Here is a 23,393-nt window from a genome sequence, read left to right on the forward strand (position 1 = left end):
TCACTCTAAAAAAAGGTTCTATCGGCGGCCAGATTAGTCAGATGCACTACGGTAACGCTCACGCAGGCGGTTACGTATACTGATCGCAGTTAAATTCAGGATAACAATCAAGAGCACTAACACCAAGGCCGTTGCATACACTAATGGACGAGCCGCCTCAGCACTTGGGCTTTGGAAGCCGACGTCGTAAATATGGAAACCAAGATGCATGATTTTCCGATCCAAATGGATGAATGGGAAGGTCGCGTCCACAGGTAAGGTTGGTGCCAGTTTTACAACACCCACGAGCATCAAGGGCGCCACTTCTCCTGCCGCACGCGCAATGGCTAGTATTAAACCTGTCATCATGGCGGGTGTGGCTAATGGCACTATAACTTTCCAGAGTGTTTCTGATTTAGTGGCACCTAACGCCAAACTACCTTGGCGTATAGTGGATGGAATACGCGCCAAGCCTTCTTCAGTTGAGACAATGACGATGGGCAGCGTAAGCAATGCCAAGGTCAAGGATGCCCAGAATAAGCCGGGTGTACCAAAGGTGGGCGTTGGCAAGGCAGCTTCGTAAAGGAGCTTGTCGATGCTTCCACCTAAAAAGTAGACGAAAAAGCCTAAACCAAACACGCCGTATACAATAGAGGGGACACCCGCTAGGTTGTATACTGAAATACGGATGATGCGTGTCATCATATTTTGTTTAGCATATTCACGTAGGTAAATTGCTGCCAAAATACCAAAGGGTGTGACCATGATCGACATCACGAACACCATGGTAACCGTTCCGAAGATAGCAGGGAAAATACCGCCTTCGGTGTTGGCCTCACGGGGAACGTCGGTTAAGAACTCCCATAGACGCTCAATATACTGGCCTGCCTTGCCAAATACAGACATGCTATTTGGGGCAGTAACGCGCACAATGGTCGCTAGGCTGATATTCACCTCTCGATCATCACTCATGCGCATAACCAGTGTGTCACGGCGTGTGCTTTCGTAAAGTTTGTCGAGTTCAACACGTAAGATGGCGTATTCGGCATCAAGTCGAGCACGCTCAGCCGCGATACGCTCTTCCTCTTGAGCGCGCTCTTGTGCTGATGGGTTGCGTAGTTCTAAACGACGTAAATCCAAACGTAAGCGCTCGATTTGAGCGTTCATTTGACCAATTTCGCCTTTCTCGATCCCACGAATTTCCTTGTGAAGAGCTAAGCTGCGGTTAATCGACTCTTGCAAAGTCGACCAAAAATTTGTTTCGGCAGGGCGAGCAATGACTTCACCGGAACGGACCAATGCTACGGGTTGTCCATAGAAATTACCCCATTCACGACGTTCAATTTGATAGGCATCTTTAGGGTATTGAAACTCACCCATGCCTAACTCGAAGTACCAAGCAAAATCATTACTGGTTTGGTCTTTATTGCCCTGTTTCAGCAAGTAACGGGTGATCAGATCCATACCCTCAGGTATGTCCGTACGTCCACCATCACGGGCAACGGCCGCTGTAATGGTTTGTGGGCGTACAATCTCACCCATCACAACCTGACGAGAGCCATCAGGTTGCGTGATTTCGACTTTAACAATATCGGCAGGCCAGAAGTGTCCGAAGCCACGTACAGCGATCAGACCAATTAATCCCACCACCATGATCATACAAAATGCGACAGCACCCCCGTTTAACCAGATCCAGGGTGAGCCACTTTTAAACCAAGCTTTCATATAGATTCCCCAATCCTTTTATTACAGGTTGCTGTAGCGAGCACGTAAACGTTGACGAATAATTTCGGCAATCGTGTTAACGATAAAGGTTAAGGCGAGTAGTACCAGCGCGGCCAAGAAGAGCACACGGAAGTGAGAAGAACCTACGGCCGTTTCTGGTAGTTCTACAGCGATGTTCGCCGACAGCGTACGCATCCCTTCAAAGATATTGAAGTTAACCACGGGGCTGTTACCCGTTGCCATGAGTACAATCATCGTTTCACCGACCGCACGGCCAAAGCCCATCATCACCGCAGAGAAAATCCCTGGGCTTGCCGTGGGTATGACCACGCCCATCACTGTCTGCCAACGCGTCGCACCGAGTGCGAGAGAGCCTTGTGTTAAGTGACGTGGCACGGTGAAGACAGCATCCTCAGCAATCGAGAAGATAGTCGGAATAACGGCAAAGCCCATTGCAATTCCTACAATCAGGGCATTACGTTGATCGTAAGTAACACCTATGTCGGTAAACCACTGACGCATACTGCCGTTGAAGAACCAGATTTCGATCCAAGGGCTGGCAATGATACAGACATAGCCAAACAGCAGTATCACAGGTGCTAAAAGCGCGGCTTCCCAGCCATCAGGAACGATCTTGCGAAGGGGCAATTTGCTCCAAATAAAAGCAAACAGCAACATCATGACCGGCATCAGAATAAAGAAGCTAAACACCGCCGGAAGGTTGTCCTCCGCAAAGGGAGCTAACCAGAGGCCCGCCAAGAACCCCAAAATAACCGTAGGCAGCGCTTCCATGATTTCAATGCTGGGCTTAACAATACCGCGCAGTTTAGGTGTCATGAAGTAAGCGGTGTAAATCGCGCCTGCGATCGCCAGTGGCATGGCAAATAACATGGCATAGAATGCCGCTTTCAGAGTGCCCACAGAAAGAGGGACTAAGCTGAATTTAGATTCGAACTCATCTGAACCTGAAGACGACTGCCAGATGTAATCGGGTGCCCCGCGTCCTTCATACCAAACCTTGTTCCACATGGCAGAGAAAGACAGTTGTGGGTGACGGTTCCAAAGGCTCGCAACTTGTAAACGGTTCTGATCATCCAAGACCAAAATTCGGCCGTTGACTTGAGAGATGGCTAAGTCCTTTATCGGTGCATCCGCTTGTTTTTTCAGATAAAGCGTACGAGCAGAGGTACCGTAGTGAATGCCAAGGTAACCGTCAGCATCACCCGCCAAGAAGCCTTTGCGCGTGTATTCAGGTGTTATGACTGTAATGGCCGCATTATGCGACTTGAATTCACGAATTCTTGTCAGATTAAATTGGTTATTTTCATCACGTACTAAAAACCATTGACTAAGCTCACCCTTTTCAGTACCGATGATTAAAGAGACAGAGCCGACTAAAAAATCGATAGCCGTAATGTTCTGACCATTGCCAGCGTTAATACTGGCCACTTTTCGTGCAGTATTGAGGTCTGAAACGTCATAATGGTGGATGTAACCACGATTATCCGTAATGAACAGGTTACGCAGTGCTTTATCCAGTAACATTTTAACTGGGGCTGCTGGAACATCTGTTAATGTGACCTGGCGGGTATTAGCCGTAGTTTCCCCAGTCATCATATTGGTGCGAGTGGTCAAGTGAGTCAGTATCAAGCGTTGATCTTCAGTAATCGCTGCAATGAGTGATCCACCAGATCCACGTGTTACTGTTTCCACTGCTAGATGTTGAATAGCCTTGCCATCTTGATCCACTTGAATTGGATTCGCGCCAAACGGATATTCAATTCTTGGTGCAATGACGCGTCGATCCTGAGGAAAGCTTAAATCAAATGCATGACGAGTGATAATAATTTGACCGTTACTCAACCCTTGGGCGGTGACTCCACCAATGACCTCAGAGTGCGTGAAGCTAGTAATCTCAGTCTCATCAGGTAAGTCTAAACTGACCTGATGACGAACAGCTCCGGTATCCGCTTCGAAAAAGGTAACTTGACCATTTTCCGTGTATTGGATGCCGAGCTCTTCGTAGCGCTCTAAGATTAGATGCTGATGAGTCGCTTGAGTGACTGGGAGTGCATAGTCCGCTTGTGGGGTTACGGTTGCGCCTTTCAATATCGGGAATACCTCATAAAACAGGTAAACGAAAATCATGGCCAGTGCAAAGACAACACCAAATCCAGCGGCTGTAATTCCCCAACGCGAATTACGGTCACGACGGGCGCGTTTTTTTCGAAGCTTTAGTCGAGCTTCTGTATCAGGTAAGAGTGACCGGCTTCGCAGACCCGGTGGCACGGCTGGAGTAACGGTATCGTTCATGTCAAATCGCTCATATCGATTAGAAAGGGATCATGCTGCACAGCTTAAAGTGTGTTTGTGACAGAAATATGACAGTTGTCATATTTCGCAGTTGCACAAATAAAAAAGAGGCCCAGAAGGGCCTCTTTTTTTATAGCACTAAGTGTATTAATCGATACCTAGTTCAGAACGAATGCGTGATGCTAAGGTCTCAGGCAGCGGGACGTAACCATCGCGGTGAACGACTTCTTGACCTGGCTTAGAGTAAAGCATTTTCACGAATTCACGTGTTTGTGGGTCAAGCTCTTGATTAGGATGCTTGTTGATGTAGATAAACAAGTAACGTGCAAGAGGGTATTCGCCACTAGCGGCATTCTCAGCAGAAGCTTCAACAAAATCTCCGCCATGTTCTGCTGCTAAAGGTACAACGCGAACACCTGAGGTGCGGTATCCGATACCAGAGTAGCCAATGCCGTTGATCGACTCAGATACACCCTGTACAACAGAAGAAGAGCCTGGTTGTTCGTTGATGCTGGACTTAAAGTCACCGCCACAAAGTGCGTTGTCTTTAAAGAATCCATATGTACCGGATACTGCATTACGGCTGTAAAGCGCGAAATCACGGTTTTCCCAAGCACCAGTTAAGCCAACCTGACCCCAGCGTGTAATATCTGAGTCATATCCACAGCGACGTGTTGCAGAGAAGATAGCATCCACTTGTGGCAAGCTTAAGCCTTCGATGGGGTTGTCTTTGTTAACATAAACAGCCAGCATGTCGATTGCAACAGGTAATTCGTAAGGCGCATAGCCAAACTTGTCTTCAAATGCTTGAATCTCAGACTGACGCATACCACGGCTCATAGGGGCCAACGTAGCTGTTCCTTCAGTCAGTGCTGGCGGAGCAGTAGATGAGCCAGCGCCTTGAACTTGAATGTTGACGCTTGGGTAAAAGCGGTTGAACTCTTCTGCCCAAAGTGCCATCAGGTTGTTTAAGGTATCAGAACCGATACTTGATAAGTTGCCTGATACACCTGAAACTGCAGTGTAATCTGGCAGGTTAGGGTCAACATCAGCAACGGCATAGCTGCTAAGTGCTACAGCACTGGCTAGTGCAGCCACTGCAAACGCTTTTTTCAACATCATGGTTCACTCTCCGTCAGTCTTAGACTCTGGTGTATTTGATTCACGTAACTCACTATAAGCATCAAATGTGACGAAAGTGTGACAGTCAATAAATTTATAAATACCTCATTAATAGCCTGCATCCTTTTTTGGGTTAATACGTCTTCTATACTGTAGAAGGACTGAATTGTTCATGACTGAACGACGTATTAAGGAGTTCGGCTTTGTATACTCAAATTATTGCGCTTTATCGAGCTAATCCGCGTGAAGTAAAAGTGCTTCTGTTGATGATTGCTGCTTTCTTAGTAATCTATTTCCTTCCAGCGGGGACTGAGCGTTTTGATAATGCGGTTTTAGAAGCGATTAGGCTGACAAACTGGTATGCCCGCGAGCATGTTATTTTATGTTTGTTACCAGCTTTCTTAATCGCAGGTGCCATGGCGGCTTATTTAAGCCAAGATGCTGTGATGCGTTATCTGGGGCCGGATGCATCAAAACCTGTCGCCTTTAGTGTGGCATCAATTTCAGGAACCTTACTCGCTGTTTGTTCTTGTACTGTGCTCCCCCTTTTTGGTGGCATCTATAAGCGCGGAGCGGGCCTTGGTGCCGCAATTGCTTTTCTCTATTCGGGTCCTGCTATCAATGTGATGGCTGTGGTGGTAACGGCAAAAGTGCTGGGGGCCGAAATAGGCATCGCGCGAGCTGTTGGTGCCATTGTGTTTGCCTTAGTGATTGGCACGATCATGCATCTTATCTACCGTAAAGAAGAAGCCTTGCGTTCTACATCCAATAAGCGCGGCTTTACAGGCGGGGGCGGTGATAAATCAATGAGCATCGTCGCACTGTTTTTTGCTTTGATGGTGGGTATCTTGGTGTTTGCCAATTGGGCAGCTGCGGACAGCCATGTGTGGATGCAGATCTATGCTTGGAAGTGGTCTATCACTGCATTCTTATCCATCGCTTTGGGTATTTTACTTGTCTTGAAATGGCAGTGGCCAGTGCTACCGCTTTTGTTGGTGGCAGTGTGCGTGACACTATTCGCGATAATGATACCCTCCGTGCCTGAACTGCCCTTCGTCATCGGAATTGGGGGATTGATGTTGATCTCCTCATTGCGTGAGCAAGATCGAGAGTGGGCGTTACAGAGTTGGGACTTTGCTAAACAGATTATGCCCTTGCTTTTAGCGGGTGTGTTTGTTGCGGGCTTTGCTCTAGGGCGTCCCGGTCATGAGGGCATTATTCCTTCCGAGTGGGTAGCGGCGGCTGTGGGCGATAACTCATTTTTATCGACCATTCTTGCTTCGGTCCTAGGGGCTTTGATGTACTTCTCTACGCTTACGGAAGTTCCGATTGTTGAAGCTCTGTTGGGGGCTGGCATGGGCAAAGGTCCGGCGCTGGCATTGCTCTTAGCCGGGCCTGCTTTATCTTTACCTAATATGTTAGTGATTAGGACGATATTGGGCACCGAAAAAACGCTGGTTTACTGTGCGTTGGTGGTTGTAATGGCAACTATTACTGGGTTTATCTACGGTAATTGGTGGTAGCGTTTATTGATTAAATAGCATATCAATGAGGAAATAAAAATGAAATTTACTATCTATGGCAGTGGCTGTGCAAAATGTAAGCAACTGACTGAAAATGCTGAACTCGCTGCAAATAGTAAAGGCATAGTGTACGAGTTGGTTAAAGTGACAGACACCAATGCGATTATTGACGCAGGCATTATGAGAACGCCAGCGTTGGCAATTGACGATGAAATCGTGATTGAAGGAAAGGTTGCGAGCACCGAGGAGGTCTCCAACTTTTTGGGCTAGCAAGTATGAATGATCGGAATTTTGAGTGTGTATTACGTGCCTGGCAACTCTATGAAAAAGAGTTGCGGGCATTTCTATGTCAACAGTTACAGCATTTAGATGAGGCTGACGACTGTCTTCAAGATGTTTTTGTCAAATCAATGCTGCAAGGAGAAGGGTTTTGTGCAATTGAAAACCCCAAAGCTTGGCTATTTCGAGTCGCAAAAAATGTTTTGATTGACCGCCATCGTCGCTTGAAACACTGGGTTGATCTAGATCTAGAGCACCCGCAACCCGAAGCTGAGCTAGCCTCTATCGATGAGTTGGATAGCTGTTTACGACGAAATGTTCGTGAATTAAGGCCGTCCGATCGAGAAATATTAGAAGCCTGTGACCTCAAAGGAGTGGCGCAAGCAGACTATGCACAGGAAAAAGGTCTGACCTTACCTGCAACCAAAGCGCGTTTACGTCGGGCACGTCAACGTTTACGCCTAGCTCTGATCAATAACTGTCAGGTACGCTTCGATGAAGGTGGCAATGTCTGTTGTCATGTACCTCGTTTGTGAGTGGGTTACAGCCATTTTACGGTTTCAAATGAAAACTCTCGGACGAATTGAAAAGGACCTGTTATGTTCGATAGTATTCACTGGCACACAATGCAGGGACTTGAAGCAGCGATGGACGGATGTCAAATAGGTGATCAGGTGAGCGTAACGCCGGCTCCAGATCAGGCGTTTGGTGAACACCGAGAAGAATTGGTTTTTGAAGCTGTGCGAGATAACTTGCTCTGCTAGGTTAGGTTGCATGTTTTTCATAGGTTCAACCTAACCTAAAAAATTGATGCTTGAATTGTCTTAACCAGAGGCTTGACTTCATTTCTTTATTTCCATAATCTTGGAACTATGGAAATAAAGAATGCAATTGAGAGTTTTGCTGCGCTTTCGCAGGAAACTCGCCTTAAAACCTTTCGATTGCTGGTTCAACACGAACCAGACGGACTGCCTGCGGGCGAGATTGCTCGGCAGTTAAACGTGCCACACAATACCTTATCTGCGCATCTTTCAGTGCTTTCACAAGCGGGATTAGTGATTTCTCAGCGCCAGAGTCGCTCGATTATATATCGGGTCAATTTAAGTCATATGCGCGAGACCATCGAGTTTTTGGCACGTGACTGCTGTGGAGGGCATCCAGATATATGTGAACCCTTGGCTCCAATTTCGCGTGGCAGCCGCTGCGAGCCTAACGAGTACTAATTAAATTCATACTATGATGTATCAAGTATTGAGTCGTAAAGGAAAAGCAATATGAATGCTCGCGCGAAAGCAAAAGCTCCAAGTACAGTAGAGGGAATGGGGCTATTCGAGCGTTTTCTTACGCTTTGGGTGGCATTGGCAATTGTTGCAGGTATATTGCTCGGGCAATTTGCGCCAGCGATTCCCGAAACACTTTCACGCTTCGAATACGCCCAGGTCTCCATTCCGGTAGCGATATTGATCTGGGCAATGATTTTCCCGATGATGCTGCAGATTGATTTCAGCTCAATCGTCGGCGTCGGTCGCCAACCGAAGGGATTGATTGTCACCACAACAGTCAATTGGTTGATCAAACCCTTTACCATGTTTGCGATTGCTTGGTTTTTTCTGATGGTGGTATTTAAACCACTTATTCCTGAAGATATGGCACGTGAATATCTAGCGGGAGCAATCCTTTTAGGTGCAGCACCTTGTACGGCGATGGTGTTTGTCTGGAGTTATCTGACCCGTGGAGATGCGGCGTATACTCTGGTGCAAGTCGCTATCAATGACCTGATCATGCTCTTCGCTTTTGCGCCGATCGTTGTTTTTCTACTGGGTGTATCAAACATTCAAGTGCCTTGGGATACCGTGATCTTGTCTGTCGTTCTCTATATCGTGATCCCATTAGGAGCTGGCTATCTGACGCGTCGGTGGATAATTCAACGACAGGGGATTGAATGGTTTACTCAGGTCTTTATGAAGCGCCTAGCCCCTGTGACTCCAATAGGCTTAATCATTACGCTAGTACTGCTGTTTGCGTTCCAAGGTGATGTGATTATTGCGAATCCGTTGCATATCGTATTGATTGCTATCCCGCTAATTATCCAAACATTTCTTATTTTTTTTATCGCCTATGGTTGGTGTAAAGCATGGCGTGTCCCCCATAACGTAGCAGCTCCTGCGGGTATGATTGGTGCGAGTAACTTCTTCGAGTTAGCGGTCGCGGTCGCCATTGCCTTGTTTGGCCTCCAATCTGGTGCGGCTTTAGCGACAGTCGTAGGCGTATTGGTAGAAGTTCCGCTGATGTTGGCATTGGTTCGAATAGCCAATAAGACTCGTCATCATTTTCCTGTAGAGGGGAGTGAGCAGAATGTTTGAAAATTTACCTAAGTTTGTATTTTTTACAGGTAAAGGGGGAGTGGGAAAGACCTCTTTAGCCTGCGCTACCGCTGTTGATCTGGTGGACGCAGGGTGTCGTGTGTTGTTGGTTAGTACGGATCCAGCTTCAAATGTGGGGCAAGTATTTGATACGGATATAGGTAATCATATTACACCAATCGTTAAAGTGCCGGGGCTAGAAGCGCTTGAAATTGATCCTGAAGCCGCAGCAGAAGACTACCGCGAGCGTATTATTGGCCCGATCCGCGCTAATCTCCTTGGAAACGCCCTCAACAGCATTAAAGAGCAGTTATCGGGTGCTTGTACAACCGAGATTGCAGCCTTTGATGAATTCACGGCTTTGCTGACTGAGCAGGCACTTACCGCACGGTATGACCACATAGTGTTTGATACAGCCCCTACAGGCCATACTATTCGTTTACTCAAACTTCCGGGGGCTTGGAGTGGTTTTTTGGAAACTGGTGGTGATGCATCATGTCTTGGGCCTTTGGCTGGGTTGGAAAAACAGCGTGAGCGTTATGCCGCAGCGGTGAATAGTCTGTCGAATTCTGATTTGACACGTATGATTCTTGTTGCGAGACCCCGTACCAGTTCGCTTTCTGAGGCCGCGAGAACCTATAAAGAATTGGCTGCTATTGGAGTTGGTAATCAGCAACTGGCAATCAATGGACTGATGCCTGACGACGCGCTGGACGATGCGCTGGCGCTAAGTATGATTAATCGTGAACGCAGTGCGATAGCAGCAATGGACGCTGACCTTGCCAGTCTGGTTCAAAGTCATTTTTATCTGCGTCCTGAAAATTTAGTGGGTGTGGATGCCCTGCGTCGAATGAATCAGCCGGTCAACAAAATACAGGCTGAACCAAACCATCACGGCATGACTGATTTACCTTCTTTATCCCAGTTGATTAATGGCATTGAGGATGCAGGTAAAGGCCTGATTATGACCATGGGCAAAGGTGGTGTTGGCAAAACCACTATTGCAGCTGCGGTTGCGGTAGAGCTTGCTGCACGTGGTCACGAGGTCTTGCTCACCACCACGGATCCAGCAGCACATTTGCACGAGACCCTAGCAGGTGATGTGTCCCGTCTCACGGTCAGTCGTATTGATCCTGAAGTTGAGACGCAGAGGTACCGTGATCACATTATGCAGACGCGCGGAGCCAGTCTCGATGCTCAGGGCCGTGCCATGCTGGAAGAGGATCTACGTTCACCCTGCACAGAGGAAATTGCCGTATTTCAGGCTTTTTCTAGGGTGATACGAGAAGCCAGTCGTAAATTTGTGGTGATGGACACAGCACCAACGGGGCATACATTATTGTTGCTAGATGCCACGGGTTCGTACCATCGAGACATTATGCGTCATGCAAGTGATACCACTGCCCGCATGATCACGCCCATGATGCGCTTGCAGGATCCCAAGCAAACCAAAATACTGATTGTGACTTTGCCAGAAACTACACCTGTGTTAGAGGCCGCACGCTTACAGGAAGATTTGCTGCGGGCAGAGATTGCACCGTATGCCTGGGTGGTCAATGCGAGTCTTGCGGCTACCGATAGTGCCCACCCCTTGTTGGTTGCTCGTGCCAAAACGGAAATCGCGGAAATTGAGCGTGTTCAAAAGAGCCTTAGCCTTCGTTATGCCGTCGTGCCTATGCAAGCCGATGACCCTGTCGGTGCCGGCCGATTGCATTGTCTTTTGAAGGTTCGTTGACGGAGCTTCTTTAACGCATGTTAAGCTCAACACCGTTAGAAACTAATTTGATTTTAAAAAAGAACAAGCCCTATGAACGATATAAAGGATCTACCGAATCTCGATTCAAGTTGCCTACAGCATCCTGATTTAAGCCAGATGTGCCGAAACAATGTCGACCATCGTCCTCGTATTTTATTGCTCTACGGATCACTTCGGCAGCGCTCTTTTAGTCGCTTAGTGACAGAAGAAGCGGCTAGACTATTAGAGCTAATGGGAGCTGAGACAAAAATCTTCAACCCCAGTGGATTGCCCTTGCCAGACGATACTGATGATCAGCATCCAAAAGTTCAAGAGTTGCGAGAGCTTGTGCGATGGTGTGAGGGTATGGTGTGGTGTTCTCCCGAGCGTCATGGGGCAATGACATCGATCATGAAGGCTCAAATTGATTGGATTCCGTTAAGCATTGGTGCAGTTCGTCCTACTCAAGGAAAAACCCTAGCGGTAATGCAGGTTTGTGGTGGCTCTCAAAGCTTTAATACGGTTAATCAAATGCGGATTTTGGGGCGGTGGATGCGGATGATCACAATTCCTAATCAATCGTCAGTTGCGAAGGCATTTCTTGAGTTCGATGAGCAGGATCGCATGAAACCATCGGCTTACTACAACCGAGTTGTTGATGTGATGGAAGAGTTAATAAAGTTCACTTTGCTAACACGTCAGTGCAGTGATTACTTAACGGATCGTTACTCTGAACGGGTTGAGTCGGCGGAACAGTTATCAGCCCGAGTGAATCAACGAGCTATTTGAACAAGACAAGCGATACGAAATGAAGTTGTAACAATAAAGGCTTTTCATATTGTTAACATCCGAAAAGCCGATACCTAATTTTAAGTTTCTAAACTGGAGGAATCACGTATGGCGATTAAGGTCGGTATCAATGGCTTCGGCCGTATGGGGCGTTTAGCACTCAGAGCGGCGTGGAATTGGCCTGAGTTTGAGTTCGTTCGTATCAATGACCCTGCTGCGGGTGCTGAGAGCTTGGCGCATTTGCTTAACTTTGACTCAGTGCATGGGCGCTGGTTACATGAAGCCAAGGCTGAAGGCGATCAGATTCTTATCGATGGCAAGTCCATTCAGGTGAGCAGTGAAAAGGAGATTGCCGCTACCGATTGGTCTGATTGCGACCTAGTCTTTGAATGCTCAGGCAAGATGAAAAGCCAAAGCGTCTTGCAAGCCTACCTAGATCAAGGCGTTAAGCGTGTCGTGGTGTCTGCACCCATTAAGGAAAAGGGTGTATTGAACGTGGTGATGGGGGTGAACGATCACCTGTATAACCCAGCAGAGCATCGTATCGTCACCGCTGCTTCTTGCACCACGAACTGCTTGGCACCGGTGGTCAAAGTCATTAAAGAGAAACTCGGCATCAAGCATGCGAGCATGACCACCATTCATGATTTAACCAACACTCAGACCATCCTAGACGCACCCCACAAGGATCTGCGTCGTGCGCGCGCCTGTGGCTCCAGCTTAATTCCAACCACGACTGGATCGGCGAAAGCGATTATCGAGATTTTTCCTGAACTGGCGGGTCGTATCAACGGTCATGCGGTGCGTGTACCGCTGGCCAATGCCTCTTTAACCGATTGTGTATTCGAGGTTGAAACACCGACCAGTGCGGAACAGGTCAATGCGTTTTTAAAAGCCGCGTCTGAAAACGAGTTGGCGGGCATTCTGGGCTATGAAGAGCGCCCATTGGTCTCTGTGGATTATCGTGGAGACTCTCGTTCCAGCATCATCGATGCGTTATCAACGATGGTGGTGAATGAAACGCACGTCAAAATCTATGCGTGGTACGACAATGAGTGGGGCTATAGCGTCAGAATGGTCGAGCTTGGTCGTAAAGTTGGCTTATTAGATCTAGGACAATAACCATGTTAGCAGGGCTTTCGCGTGAGGTGCGGCAATATCTGATTGTCACAGGAAATTATTGGGCATTTACCCTGACAGATGGCGCACTGCGCATGTTGGTGGTGCTCTATTTTAACCAGTTAGGCTATAGCCCCTTACAGATTGCCCTGTTGTTTATTTTTTACGAGATTTTTGGCGTGGTGACCAACCTTGTGGGAGGTTGGCTCGGTGCGCGTTTAGGTTTAAACCGCATTATGAATGTGGGGTTGATTCTGCAGGTCGGCGCGCTATTGATGCTGACACTGCCTGCAGAATACTTAACCGTGGCTTGGGTCATGCTGGCGCAGGCCTTGTCGGGGATTGCCAAAGATTTAAACAAAATGAGTGCCAAGAGTTCGATTAAACTCTTGGTTCCTGACAATGCTCAGGGCAAGCTCTACCAATGGGTGGCGTTGCTAACCGGTTCAAAAAATGCGTTGAAGGGCATCGGTTTTTTCTTAGGGGCCATGCTGTTAACACTTCTGGGCTTTACGGGAGCGGTTGCTGTGATGGCGGCAATGTTAGGGTGTGTTTGGATCTTTTCCATCCTGACCTTGCGCGATGATTTAGGCCGTATGAAAAATAAGCCTAAGTTTACCGATATCTTCTCGAAAAGCCGTGCCATCAACTATCTGTCAGCTGCGCGTTGCTTTTTGTTCGCTTCCCGGGATGTTTGGTTTGTCATCGCCTTACCTGTTTTTTTGAAAGACGGCTTGGGTTGGAGTTTCTGGCAAGTGGGCTTTTTCATGGCCAGTTGGGTGATTGGTTACGGCATTGTGCAATGTTTAGCACCGTATTTTACCGGCAAACGCTCGGGGCGAATTCCGGGACGCGGGGCCGTGGTTGCTTGGGGCAGTGCTTTGGCAGGTTTACCCTTGATAATGGCCGTCGGCTTATCACTTAACTGGGATGCGCAAACCCTATTAATCTCAGGTTTAATGGCATTTGGTGTGGTGTTTGCTGTGAATTCATCTCTGCACAGTTATTTAATTGTTAGCTATGCCCGCGGTGATGGTGTTTCGCTAGATGTTGGTTTTTACTACATGGCCAATGCCATGGGACGTTTACTCGGCACCGTTTTGTCAGGATGGCTCTACATGGCCTATGGCTTGCAAATGTGCTTGAGTGTTTCGGCGGTCATGGTAGGGTTAGCGGTATTGATTTCATTGGCCTTGCCGCAGGGGCGTACACTGGCTGTAGTAGAGGAAAAGTAGAGTGATAGGCGTTGAAAAAACAAGGAATCAAGCAAGTTACGAAGAGCAACGGCTGAACCTTACCGAAGGGGCAGGGGATGCCCTAATGTTCTATAAGAATCTAGCGGAAGAAAACCGTTTACTAAGTCTGCTGTTGTTGAAGCAAGAAGGTGAGCTATGTGTGTGTGAGATTATGGAGGCGCTCAATCAATCGCAGCCCAAAATCTCTCGTCATTTGGCGCAATTACGCCGATCAGGGCTGCTAGTGGATCGACGCCAAGGGCAGTGGGTTTTGTATCGGCTTAATCCTGATATGCACAATTGGATGCAGGATGTTTTAGAACGGACGCTCATCGAAAACCCTCATCTATTGGAAGAGCCCAGCCGACGTTTAAGCGATATGTCGACTCGGCCAATCTTTTGCTCCACGTCAGCCTGAATAGACCGTCTTCAGTTGCCGATAAAAGGCTGCTGAAGAGGTGTTTAGGTTTGCGAGGACTTGACGGCTAAGCAAACTGTCCTCGGGTACGATTGGCATAGCGCACCAGCGCTAACATCAAAGGCACTTCCACCAAGACGCCAACCACCGTTGCCAAGGCCGCGCCAGATTGTAACCCAAACAGGGCAATCGCAGCGGCAACCGCCAACTCAAAAAAGTTACTTGCGCCGATCATCGCACCGGGTGCAGCAATATTATGTGGTACCTTCCAGCTCTTTGCCCAGTAGTAGGCCAGTAAAAATATCAGCACAGTTTGTATGATAAGTGGCACAGCAATGAGGGCGATATGCAAAGGGTTGGCTAAAATCACATCGCCTTGGAACGCAAACAGCAGCACCAGTGTAATAATTAAGGCAATGGGTGTGACAGAGCCAATTTTGGGTAAAAAAACCTGGTCAAACCAATCCTGACCTTTGTTTTTAATGATGCTAATGCGGGTGAGATACCCCGCCGCCAAAGGAATGACGATATACAGCACAACTGACAGGGCGACAGTGTCCCAAGGCACGGGGATATTAGAGATCCCTAGTAGTAGCACCACGATGGGTGCGAAGGCGAAGAGCATGATGAGGTCGTTTAGCGCGACTTGTACGAGGGTGTAGGCGGCATCGCCACGGGTTAGGTAGCTCCAGACAAAGACCATCGCAGTACAGGGTGCCGCACCCAGTAAAATCGCCCCTGCTAGGTATTCATAGGCCAAGGCTTCAGGAATAAAGGGGCGAAACAGCACCACCAGAAAAAACCAGCTGATGGCGAACATGCTAAAGGGTTTAATCAACCAATTGACGCAGGTGGTGATCATCAATCCTTTTGGCTGTTTACGCACGTTCATCAAGGCTGAAAAGTCAATTTGCACCATCATCGGGAAAATCATACCCCAGATTAAAATGGCGACGGGTATGGAAACTTGAGCGACTTCATAGGCTGCTAAGGCTTGCGGCAGGGCGGGTGCAAACTGCCCCAATAGTATTCCTGCGATGATGGCGAGCCCAACCCAGACGGACAGAAATCGGCCAAAAATTCCCATGCTTTCACTAGAGGGTTCAGCGTGATCAGCGGTATGCGGCGTCATTGCGGCTTTCCTTCATTGCCTGAGTGGTAATATATATGGATTTTCATATCTAAATGCACAGGCTTAGATTATGTCCTGCTACCAGTAGGTTTAACAAGTCTGAACGGCAGACAATTCCGATTAATTGGTGTTGATCATCCACCACTGGCATTGCTGTTGCTTTGGTTTGTATTAAATAATCGGCAATGTCGCGTACCAGTGTATCGCTGGTAATCGCAATAACTTGACGCTGTGAAAGCGTAGCGAGGCTATTCTCTGAGGTGATACCCACCTTGAGCAGTTGCAGGCTGGTAATGAGATTAAGCGGTTGCTGCATCTCGTTTACCACCACCAGATGGTCTATTTCTTCCGTCTGCAGGGTGTTCCAAGCATGGCTTAGACTATCGGTTAACTTAGCTGTTATGACTGGGGCTGTCATGATATGGAAGGCTTGTAACTTACGACGCTCATTGAGAGTATCGAGCTGCTTTTGTGTTTCGAGATACTGGTTCGTAGAAGCCGTCGACTTGGAAGGCGAGCGATTCGGTTTGTCTTTCGAGAAATCAATGGGTTTGAAAAGCTGGCGGTCCTTTCCGCTTTTCTGCACTTCACTGAGCCCGACATGACTGAGCTCTATACGTCCTATTTTATGGGATATTGGAAGGTTATCGTAAATTAATAATGCCATTTTCCCTCCTAGCACAGGATCCTAGAGCAGCCTCATCAAATAGGTACATGTATAGGTAATCGGCATCTTGCCCAGAAAGTTTAGGTTTACTTAAAAGGTGAGACACAGTAATCGTTGACTGAACTCAATAGTACAGGTAATAGAACTTGGAATGCGATGGCTTCTCTGGTTAAAATGCGATGAATCTGCGAATCTAGACCCAACAATAACAACATAAGCCCGAATGAGAGGCAGAGAGCACATAATGAGCATAACCCTCCCCTTGCCTCAGGACAAAAAGATCACCTTTACCTGCCGTGTTGAGGCGGGCTGCTTAGGTCCAGATGGTCAGCTTCATGTAAAGGCTTTTTGCCAACATGCCGAAAAGGAAATCGCCTTTTTTGATACCGGCGTGATTCAATGGCGTTTGGTTCCTCGGCATGATAAATCTGAGGAGGAGATCCAGTATTCCATCGCCTCAAAGATCCTGACGCGTGAGCAAGCGGCTCGCTATTTTTCTTTGTTGGATCGTGACATCGAAGATATTGAAAACTTCTTCCATGGTTTTCTTGTACGGTTGATTAATGAATATCTCGGGCACGAGTAAGTACTTACTTATGCTTATCGATGACTGCCAGGAAAACCTTGTACCTATTACGCCTCTTACTCTGATCGCTGCTTTCGGTTCTTAAAAATCCATAGGCTCAGGAGCGCTGTGATCGCGGTTAAACTCCAATAGAATTCAGTGATTAATGCCTGCTCAATTAAGATTGCTGCAAATAGAGCGCCAATCGCAACGGAAAAATCACGCCAGAAAGTGAAGGCACTTAATGAAAGCTGACGCTCATTATCATGCTCGCTGATATCCGCTAACAGCTTTGGCATTAAAATCATGAGAAGCGCATGCCCCGTGGCCGCCAGCACGCTGGCAAAGAGAATCCAAGTCGTTGGCATCAACATCCCCGCTATTAATAAGCATCCCACTGTAAATATTAGCCAGCCATAGGTGTTGGCGAAGAGGGCGAAACGCACGGAGATGAGCCCGATGACCATGCTAAAAATACGCTTTGCCGCAAAAATAAACGCCACGGTGGATAAGGCTAGATGGATTGAATAGCCCATGCTGACCAGTTGTGGGGCCAGGATGATGACCCAGACACCATCAAACAGCAGGCATAATAAAAAGGTGAGCTGGTGTAGTGGAGCAGGCTTTGGCCAAGCCGCCGTTGCCTTTGCTTGGCTTTTGCGTTGCGGGTTGGGCAAGCCTAAGGCAGGAAGAATGGCGAGCACACACAAGAGCGTACCGAACATCAGCACCTGACTCAGCGTTAAAAAGGTCAGCAGCCAAGGCGATAGCAGCATGACTAACAGCGGCCCGATTTCTTGAAAGCTGGTAAACCAGCCTAGGTTTTTAAGGCTAAGTGATCGTTCTTCAGTCGCATAATGCAAACACGCCAAACGCATTAGGGCAAAGGCACAACCCCAGAGCACACGTGAAGCCAACAAAATCCAAGGGCTGGCCATGAGCACAAAACATAGGCTTGCTATCGTGGCTAAGGCAATGGCCTGCAATAAGGCCTTTCGAGCACCCATAATCTGGAAATAACTGACGAGCCACGGATTGATGAGCAGTCGAATAAAACGATTTAAGGATAACAGCAATCCCACCCATAACAGCGTTAAGCCAAAAGACTCGAAATAAAGCGGCAACAACAAATAGAGTAACGCGTCCGAGACCAAGGTGAGGGTTAATACCAGGCTGGATAGCAATGTGTTTCGAGTGGAGTGCTGGGCAGGTGTTGATGCGGACATAACCGCCGCTCCTTTTAGCATAAGAAAGCCGACTAGAATAAACCAAAACCCAGCACTTTTGGTAAGTGAAGACGTTCATAATCGGTTTATATAGTGTTGGCTGACGATGGATCAAGTAATATTAGCTTTTTAAATCATGTGGTAAAATTTTGTTAGTTGCTCTTTATAGTAAACGGACGAGAGCAACGCGATGAATGAGGAGCCCCCGTCCTCCTGATGAATAAGTCCCAGAACACGAATTAGCTACGGCTGCCTAATAATAGATGTGAGGAAGAACCATGAAATCATCGCTACTGATCGCAATTGTAACCGAGGATGTATCTGAAAAAGCACTGGATATAGCCGTACGTGAAGGTATCAAAGGTGCAACAACCTTGCCGGCCAGTGGAATTAGTCAAAATCCTCTCAAAACATTCTTTGGGCTCACGTTTCAAGCACCGATGACCATTCTTTTTTGGATCGCAGAGACCGAAATGGCGAATCAAACCGCCCATGCTTTAAAAAATGAATTGAATCTTGATTCTCCACAGCAAGGCTTGGCAATGACACTGGAAATTGACCAATTGTTTGGATTGAAGATATAAGAGCCAAGCCGAAGAGTCGTAATAATTATTTTAATAAGCTCTCAGTGGGGTCTCGTTTGTGGATTGGATGTCAAATATTATTCTTGTTGGGGCAGGACTCATTGCCCTGTCCATCCTTTCCAGTACTTTCGCATTTCGCTTTGGCACGCCACTGCTTTTGGTATTCCTGTGTATCGGATTAATTGCAGGTGAAGATGGCCTAGGGTTAGAGTTTAACGATGCAGAGCAGGCGTATTTTATCGGGAGCCTTGCTCTGGCGGTGATTTTATTCGACTCGGGTTTTGGAACCCGTGTGCAGACATTGAAACGTGCGGCTGCTCCCGCATTTGTTCTCGCCACTGTTGGGGTCTTTCTGACCACAATGTTTGTTGGGGTAGCCGCCCATTTTCTATTTAATTTGCCTTGGTTATATGCCCTGTTGATGGGCGCTATTATTAGCTCAACTGACGCCGCTGCCGTATTCTTTTTATTACGCACAGGAGGGGTCAAAATATACAAACGTGTTCGATCTATGTTGGAGGTCGAATCAGGCTCGAATGATCCGATGGCGATCTTTTTAACTATCTTGTTGATAGAAATGATCATCACAGATGCTCGTGGCAGTGTGGTGACCAATTTCCTTCATGGTTTCGGTATGCAAATGGGTCTAGGCCTAGTGATAGGCTTTATCGGTGGCTATCTGATCGTTGAAGTCATTAACAGAGTTCGTCTTGAAGAGGCACTTTACCCAATCCTGGTTATGTCTTGTGCCCTCTGTGTTTTCGGCATCGCTTCTTATTTTGGCGGCAGCGGGTTTTTGGCCATTTATGTCGCAGGCATCGTGGCGGGTAACCGATCGATGAAGGGCTCATCAGTTTTACGGCGCTATCAACAAGGTATGACGTGGCTTGCGCAGATAGTGATGTTTTTGGTGCTTGGCTTATTTGTGACACCCTCAGAGTTTGGTGCTGTTTTCGTGCCTGCACTCTTACTTGGGCTGTTTCTTATCTTTATTGGCCGCCCACTCGCAGTGATGTTGTGTTTAATACCCTTCCGCTACGACCGACAAACAATCGCTTTCAATTCGTGGGTTGGGTTGCGTGGCGCGGTCTCTATCCTTTTGGCTATCTTACCAGCGGTCATGGGGGTTGAAGGTGCGGACGTCTTTATAAACATTGCTTTTATCATGGTTGTAACGTCATTACTTGTGCAAGGTTGGACAATTAAGCCTGCTGCGAAGTGGTTGAAATTGATTGTTCCATCAGGTGCAGGGCCTTTAGAACGAATTGAGCTGGAATTACCCGGTAGCCCTAAGCATGATTTTTTAATTTACCGCGTGCCTGAAAACAGCCCACTGATAAAAGACAAAACCACGCTACCTAGGTGGGCTAGGCCAGCATTAGTGGTTCGAAATGGTCGATCAATACATCCTGAGCATGTCGAGCATCTGGATCCTGGTGATCTTGTGTACGTGTTTACACCGCCCGAATATACACCCTTACTGGATCGATTATTTTCCCAACTTAAAACACCAGATCAGAGTGATAAAGAATATTTTGGTGAGTTTTTAGTAAACGCCGATGCCTTGTTAATAGATGTCGCGAAGTCCTATGGCTTGCAAATTGCGTCTCAAGATATACCCTCTGATGTTACGGTTAGTGAATTCATGATGTCTGAGTTGGGTGGGCAACCCGTTGCAGGAGATCGAGTTGCAGTAGGCGCGATAGATCTTGTGGCTAGGCGCGTGCATCAAGGGAAAACAATCACAGAGGTAGGCATTTCACTTTTACCTGAAAATAGGCCCTTTGCGTATGTGCGAAAACATCAGCGATCCAAGATGCACTTATACACGAAGATTAGGGATTGGATGAGCCGTAAAAGTTAGTCGTGATGAATGGGCTCTAGGCCCACATCTAACATCAATTTCGCCATGATCTCTGTTGCTCGATATTCAGTTTCCCGAAGTTGCGCGCCATTTTGAAGTTTTTGGCGCGCTTGCAGCTCCCAGTGTAAGTATTGGCAGACAATCTGTGCCATTTCTGTCGCATTTTCAGCGGTAAAGGAGTTAACGCCATGCTGAATAATGTCTTTCGGGCCTTTTACGTTATACGCCACAACAGGAAGGCCCGTTGCCATCGCTTCTAACACTACACAGCCAAAGGTATCAAAACGCGAGGGTAGCAGGAGCAGATCGGCTTGCAGGTACAGCGAGGCGAGCTTATCTTTCTCAACCCATCCTAAGTAGCAGGCATCCGGCATACGTTTTTGTAGCTTTTTCAGTGCAGGGCCTTTGCCCGCAATCAACAATTGGGCATCTGGGTGGATAGTTTTGATGGCAGCAAAAATAGCGGGTAGATCCAATACGCCTTTCTCACGACTGATGCGCCCAGCAAACAGCAGTGTTTTACCTAGTTGCATATCACGGCGCTGGCTGCCAGCTTCGACATAACGCGCATCTATCCAATGCTGAGTGCTATAGAGACGTTCAATTGGAAAATCCATTGCCTCGGAGGCTAGCCACGCTTTGTGGTCGGAGTTGAGGACAAACAAGCCGTCGTACTGTTGATAAAAAAAGCGTAACAGCCGTCGGAGGCGGTCGCTGGACTGCGCATCCAGTGCGGCGCTACGCTTAAAGAACTCATTCCAGTCTGTATGCATATAGAAGTAGGTGGGCACTGAAAAGGCTTTTTTCAGATACAAAGCGATGAGCCCCATCACCAGCTCTGTGGAGCAGATGATTCGATCATAGCCACCCACTTCAAACAGTGTTTGTACCTCGAGCATGTCTGGGATATAGAGCGTTTGTTCACTCAGCGATGGAATACTAAAGGACTTCATCGGCTTTAAAACATGAAGATGTGCCTGCGCCTCCTGAGTGGGATGACAGATCAGCATATCAATCGGCAGTTGATGCGTTTGTACATGAGCAAGGGTCGACTGCAGCACCGAGGACACACCATTGGCATCGGAAAAGCTATCGGTTAACCAAAGCACGCGCTTTGAATGCTGGCCTTCTTGTAAATCCTCGGCAAGATCGTTTAAAAAGTTGCGGTTGGCGTAGAGCACTTGGCTGCCTGCAAAAGAGGCTCCGCCTATGACAAAGGTCGCCAGCGCTGGAAAGGTAACCTGATCGAGCAAGCCAAAAATGTTCAAATCAGTCATGCGTGGATGCTTAGCGTAGCTGTTGTTAAACAGACTTCTAAACGAGGTCGGCAGCTCGAAATGCTCAATTAAGGTTTGGGCGTTGATGCGTTTGAGGGTTTGCTTGGGCAAGGATAGAATTTCGTGCTCTACGCGGTCAAAAAAGATCTGAGTCACTTCTCGATATAAGGCGGGAAGGGTTTGGCGTAGGGTTGCTGTAAAATGCTTAGGCTGCTGTTGGCGGGCTTTGGCAATGTCTTTAATAATTTTTAACGTGGGTTTGAAGGCTTTACTGACGCCTAAGCTTTTCCACAGGGCAGGTGATTGGCCATGCAGGGCTTGATGAAAGGTTTTTAAAAAGCTAAGTGTGTATTTGTGGCGTTGTAATTCTTGCATCGCATTACTGACCGCCAAACACATCACTTTGTCTTGTAAACTGCCTTTATGCAGCATTAAACGCAACAGGCCGGGATCCTCCATGTTCAGCGTCACCTGCGCGAAATAGTCCAGAAAGGCCGTGGTTAGGCGTTCCTCTTCACCGGGTTCTCCATAGGGAGCGGTATACCCCTTGCGTAGGGCCTCTAGCGCCAGTTGCGATAAGGGTGTGGTTTTACGCCGCTCTGCCAAGTTATCCACATGCAGGAACGTGCCACATTCTCCTGCAAAAATGCCGTTATGGTCATCGGAGCCGCCCGTCATGCATTTGTTAAACGGATGAGCAGAAAAATCGGCTGGATTAATTTTGTGTTTATGTGCCAGTTGTGTGATTTTTTCATCTGTCAAACTGGCGACCCAACGTTGGGTTAGATGATTTTGCCAATAACCGCGTTGACCGTTGAGCACTTCAAAACGCTCAAACAATAGGGCGAACTTTTCCAGTAATTCGATGCTTGGCTTCTTTTTAGCGGTATAAAAGAATAAGGGATGGGGTAAAACCGTGGGAATATCTTGTTCAAGCGCATAGGCTTGGAACTGAAAAATATTGAATCGTAGTTTGTTCAGCCGCATCTCTTGAGCCGGAGAGAAGCCATAGGCCAAGACATGAATGCTTAAACTGTCATCAGGAAAGTGGCAGGTAAACTCAGCGCCCGAGAGAATATCCAGCCCTTTGTCCATCAACGCCCAGCAGGAGCGAGCATTGTTATGATTGGTAACGGTCATTAAATCCGCCCCAGCATCATTCAACCGTTCCAATAGCTTATTTGAAGGCAACCAAGTCTCGGGTAGCTTAAGCAAACGCCCCCAGAGCTCATCAGGAACATCGCTATTTAAATCATGACAATGCAGGTCAATTTTTAGCCGATTCTCAACGGGAAAGCGCTGCTCTTGTGCTAATAAAAAGCGATCATATTCTTGACGAATCTGAGAGTGAAAAGGGCTACCCGTCATGGCAAGGCGTTCCTGAGAATAAGTTACATTCTATGGTATGAAACCTATGTGACAGTTTTCTTACAATGGCAGAAAAAGGCCCTTAAATAAGGCGTAATTGTTTTGTCATA

21 protein-coding genes are annotated in these 23,393 nt (G+C 47.5%); 14 read left to right on the plus strand and 7 right to left on the minus strand.

Annotated features, from left to right (window positions below):
- Nucleotides 1-33 precede the first annotated feature (33 nt).
- The 3 genes from pstA to DN062_RS09955 form a co-directional block, all read right to left on the minus strand.
- Nucleotides 34-1,704: a phosphate ABC transporter permease PstA gene (gene pstA, locus DN062_RS09945; RefSeq protein WP_112159175.1), complete on the minus strand. Its 1,671-nt coding sequence runs from the start codon at nucleotides 1,702-1,704 to the stop codon at nucleotides 34-36.
- Nucleotides 1,705-1,725: 21 nt separating this feature from the next.
- Nucleotides 1,726-4,017, minus strand: a complete 2,292-nt coding sequence (locus DN062_RS09950; RefSeq protein ID WP_112159176.1) for an ABC transporter permease subunit — start codon at nucleotides 4,015-4,017, stop codon at nucleotides 1,726-1,728.
- A gap of 147 nt (nucleotides 4,018-4,164) precedes the next feature.
- Nucleotides 4,165-5,139 carry a PstS family phosphate ABC transporter substrate-binding protein gene (locus DN062_RS09955; RefSeq protein WP_112159177.1) on the minus strand — a complete coding sequence of 325 codons (975 nt, stop codon included), beginning with the start codon at nucleotides 5,137-5,139 and terminating at the stop codon, nucleotides 4,165-4,167.
- Between the two features lie 203 nt (nucleotides 5,140-5,342).
- Between DN062_RS09955 and DN062_RS09960 the strand changes: the two genes are divergently transcribed.
- The 11 genes from DN062_RS09960 (at nucleotide 5,343) to DN062_RS19070 (ending at nucleotide 14,600) form a co-directional block, all read left to right on the plus strand.
- A complete protein-coding gene (locus DN062_RS09960; RefSeq protein WP_239995757.1) occupies nucleotides 5,343-6,662 on the plus strand; it encodes a permease in 1,320 nt (439 codons plus the stop codon).
- Nucleotides 6,663-6,701: 39 nt separating this feature from the next.
- Nucleotides 6,702-6,932, plus strand: coding sequence for a thioredoxin family protein (locus DN062_RS09965; protein ID WP_112159178.1), 231 nt, complete (start codon nucleotides 6,702-6,704; stop codon nucleotides 6,930-6,932).
- Nucleotides 6,933-6,937: 5 nt separating this feature from the next.
- Complete coding sequence (locus DN062_RS09970; protein ID WP_112159179.1) at nucleotides 6,938-7,477, plus strand: RNA polymerase sigma factor; 540 nt, start codon at nucleotides 6,938-6,940, stop codon at nucleotides 7,475-7,477.
- Between the two features lie 63 nt (nucleotides 7,478-7,540).
- Complete coding sequence (locus DN062_RS18535; protein ID WP_156460558.1) at nucleotides 7,541-7,705, plus strand: peptidylprolyl isomerase; 165 nt, start codon at nucleotides 7,541-7,543, stop codon at nucleotides 7,703-7,705.
- A 108-nt stretch (nucleotides 7,706-7,813) separates the two neighbouring features.
- Entirely contained in the window at nucleotides 7,814-8,164 is a 351-nt protein-coding gene (locus tag DN062_RS09975; RefSeq protein WP_112159180.1) for an ArsR/SmtB family transcription factor, read from the plus strand.
- A gap of 51 nt (nucleotides 8,165-8,215) precedes the next feature.
- A complete protein-coding gene (arsB, locus tag DN062_RS09980; RefSeq protein ID WP_112159181.1) occupies nucleotides 8,216-9,304 on the plus strand; it encodes an ACR3 family arsenite efflux transporter in 1,089 nt (362 codons plus the stop codon).
- Nucleotides 9,297-11,039: an arsenical pump-driving ATPase gene (gene arsA, locus DN062_RS09985; RefSeq protein ID WP_112159182.1), complete on the plus strand. Its 1,743-nt coding sequence runs from the start codon at nucleotides 9,297-9,299 to the stop codon at nucleotides 11,037-11,039. Before arsB (DN062_RS09980) ends, arsA begins: the two co-directional genes overlap by 8 nt.
- A gap of 72 nt (nucleotides 11,040-11,111) precedes the next feature.
- A complete protein-coding gene (gene arsH / locus DN062_RS09990; RefSeq protein ID WP_112159183.1) occupies nucleotides 11,112-11,828 on the plus strand; it encodes an arsenical resistance protein ArsH in 717 nt (238 codons plus the stop codon).
- Nucleotides 11,829-11,936: 108 nt separating this feature from the next.
- A complete protein-coding gene (locus tag DN062_RS09995; RefSeq protein WP_112159184.1) occupies nucleotides 11,937-12,950 on the plus strand; it encodes an ArsJ-associated glyceraldehyde-3-phosphate dehydrogenase in 1,014 nt (337 codons plus the stop codon).
- Nucleotides 12,951-12,952: 2 nt separating this feature from the next.
- A complete protein-coding gene (gene arsJ, locus DN062_RS10000) occupies nucleotides 12,953-14,182 on the plus strand; it encodes an organoarsenical effux MFS transporter ArsJ (RefSeq protein WP_205126705.1) in 1,230 nt (409 codons plus the stop codon).
- A 1-nt stretch (nucleotide 14,183) separates the two neighbouring features.
- Nucleotides 14,184-14,600 carry a metalloregulator ArsR/SmtB family transcription factor gene (locus DN062_RS19070; protein ID WP_275668118.1) on the plus strand — a complete coding sequence of 139 codons (417 nt, stop codon included), beginning with the start codon at nucleotides 14,184-14,186 and terminating at the stop codon, nucleotides 14,598-14,600.
- Nucleotides 14,601-14,667: 67 nt separating this feature from the next.
- Here the strand turns inward: DN062_RS19070 and arsB (DN062_RS10010) are convergent, their stop codons facing one another.
- Together arsB (DN062_RS10010) and DN062_RS10015 are read right to left on the minus strand one after the other, a co-directional pair.
- Nucleotides 14,668-15,732, minus strand: a complete 1,065-nt coding sequence (gene arsB / locus DN062_RS10010; RefSeq protein WP_112159186.1) for an ACR3 family arsenite efflux transporter — start codon at nucleotides 15,730-15,732, stop codon at nucleotides 14,668-14,670.
- 49 nt (nucleotides 15,733-15,781) lie between these two features.
- Nucleotides 15,782-16,399, minus strand: coding sequence for a CBS domain-containing protein (locus DN062_RS10015; protein ID WP_112159187.1), 618 nt, complete (start codon nucleotides 16,397-16,399; stop codon nucleotides 15,782-15,784).
- A 244-nt stretch (nucleotides 16,400-16,643) separates the two neighbouring features.
- On the opposite strand from DN062_RS10015, the gene DN062_RS10020 reads away from it, so the two are divergent.
- The gene (locus tag DN062_RS10020; protein WP_112159188.1) at nucleotides 16,644-16,985 is read left to right on the plus strand and encodes a hypothetical protein; all 342 of its coding nucleotides are present in this window, start codon (nucleotides 16,644-16,646) and stop codon (nucleotides 16,983-16,985) included.
- 56 nt (nucleotides 16,986-17,041) lie between these two features.
- On the opposite strand, the gene DN062_RS10025 is transcribed toward DN062_RS10020, so the two are convergent.
- Entirely contained in the window at nucleotides 17,042-18,190 is a 1,149-nt protein-coding gene (locus DN062_RS10025) for an MFS transporter (RefSeq protein WP_112159189.1), read from the minus strand.
- 278 nt (nucleotides 18,191-18,468) lie between these two features.
- On the opposite strand from DN062_RS10025, the gene DN062_RS10030 reads away from it, so the two are divergent.
- Both DN062_RS10030 and DN062_RS10035 read left to right on the plus strand, forming a co-directional pair.
- Nucleotides 18,469-18,774, plus strand: coding sequence for a hypothetical protein (locus DN062_RS10030; protein ID WP_112159190.1), 306 nt, complete (start codon nucleotides 18,469-18,471; stop codon nucleotides 18,772-18,774).
- Between the two features lie 67 nt (nucleotides 18,775-18,841).
- Nucleotides 18,842-20,638 carry a potassium/proton antiporter gene (locus tag DN062_RS10035; RefSeq protein ID WP_205126706.1) on the plus strand — a complete coding sequence of 599 codons (1,797 nt, stop codon included), beginning with the start codon at nucleotides 18,842-18,844 and terminating at the stop codon, nucleotides 20,636-20,638.
- Here the strand turns inward: DN062_RS10035 and DN062_RS10040 are convergent.
- Nucleotides 20,635-23,283: a glycosyltransferase gene (locus tag DN062_RS10040; RefSeq protein WP_112159192.1), complete on the minus strand. Its 2,649-nt coding sequence runs from the start codon at nucleotides 23,281-23,283 to the stop codon at nucleotides 20,635-20,637. The two genes, DN062_RS10035 and DN062_RS10040, sit on opposite strands and share 4 nt — an antisense overlap.
- Nucleotides 23,284-23,393: the final 110 nt, after the last annotated feature.

Source organism: Nitrincola tibetensis, from assembly GCF_003284585.1.
In the GTDB taxonomy this organism is placed as follows: domain Bacteria; phylum Pseudomonadota; class Gammaproteobacteria; order Pseudomonadales; family Balneatricaceae; genus Nitrincola; species Nitrincola tibetensis.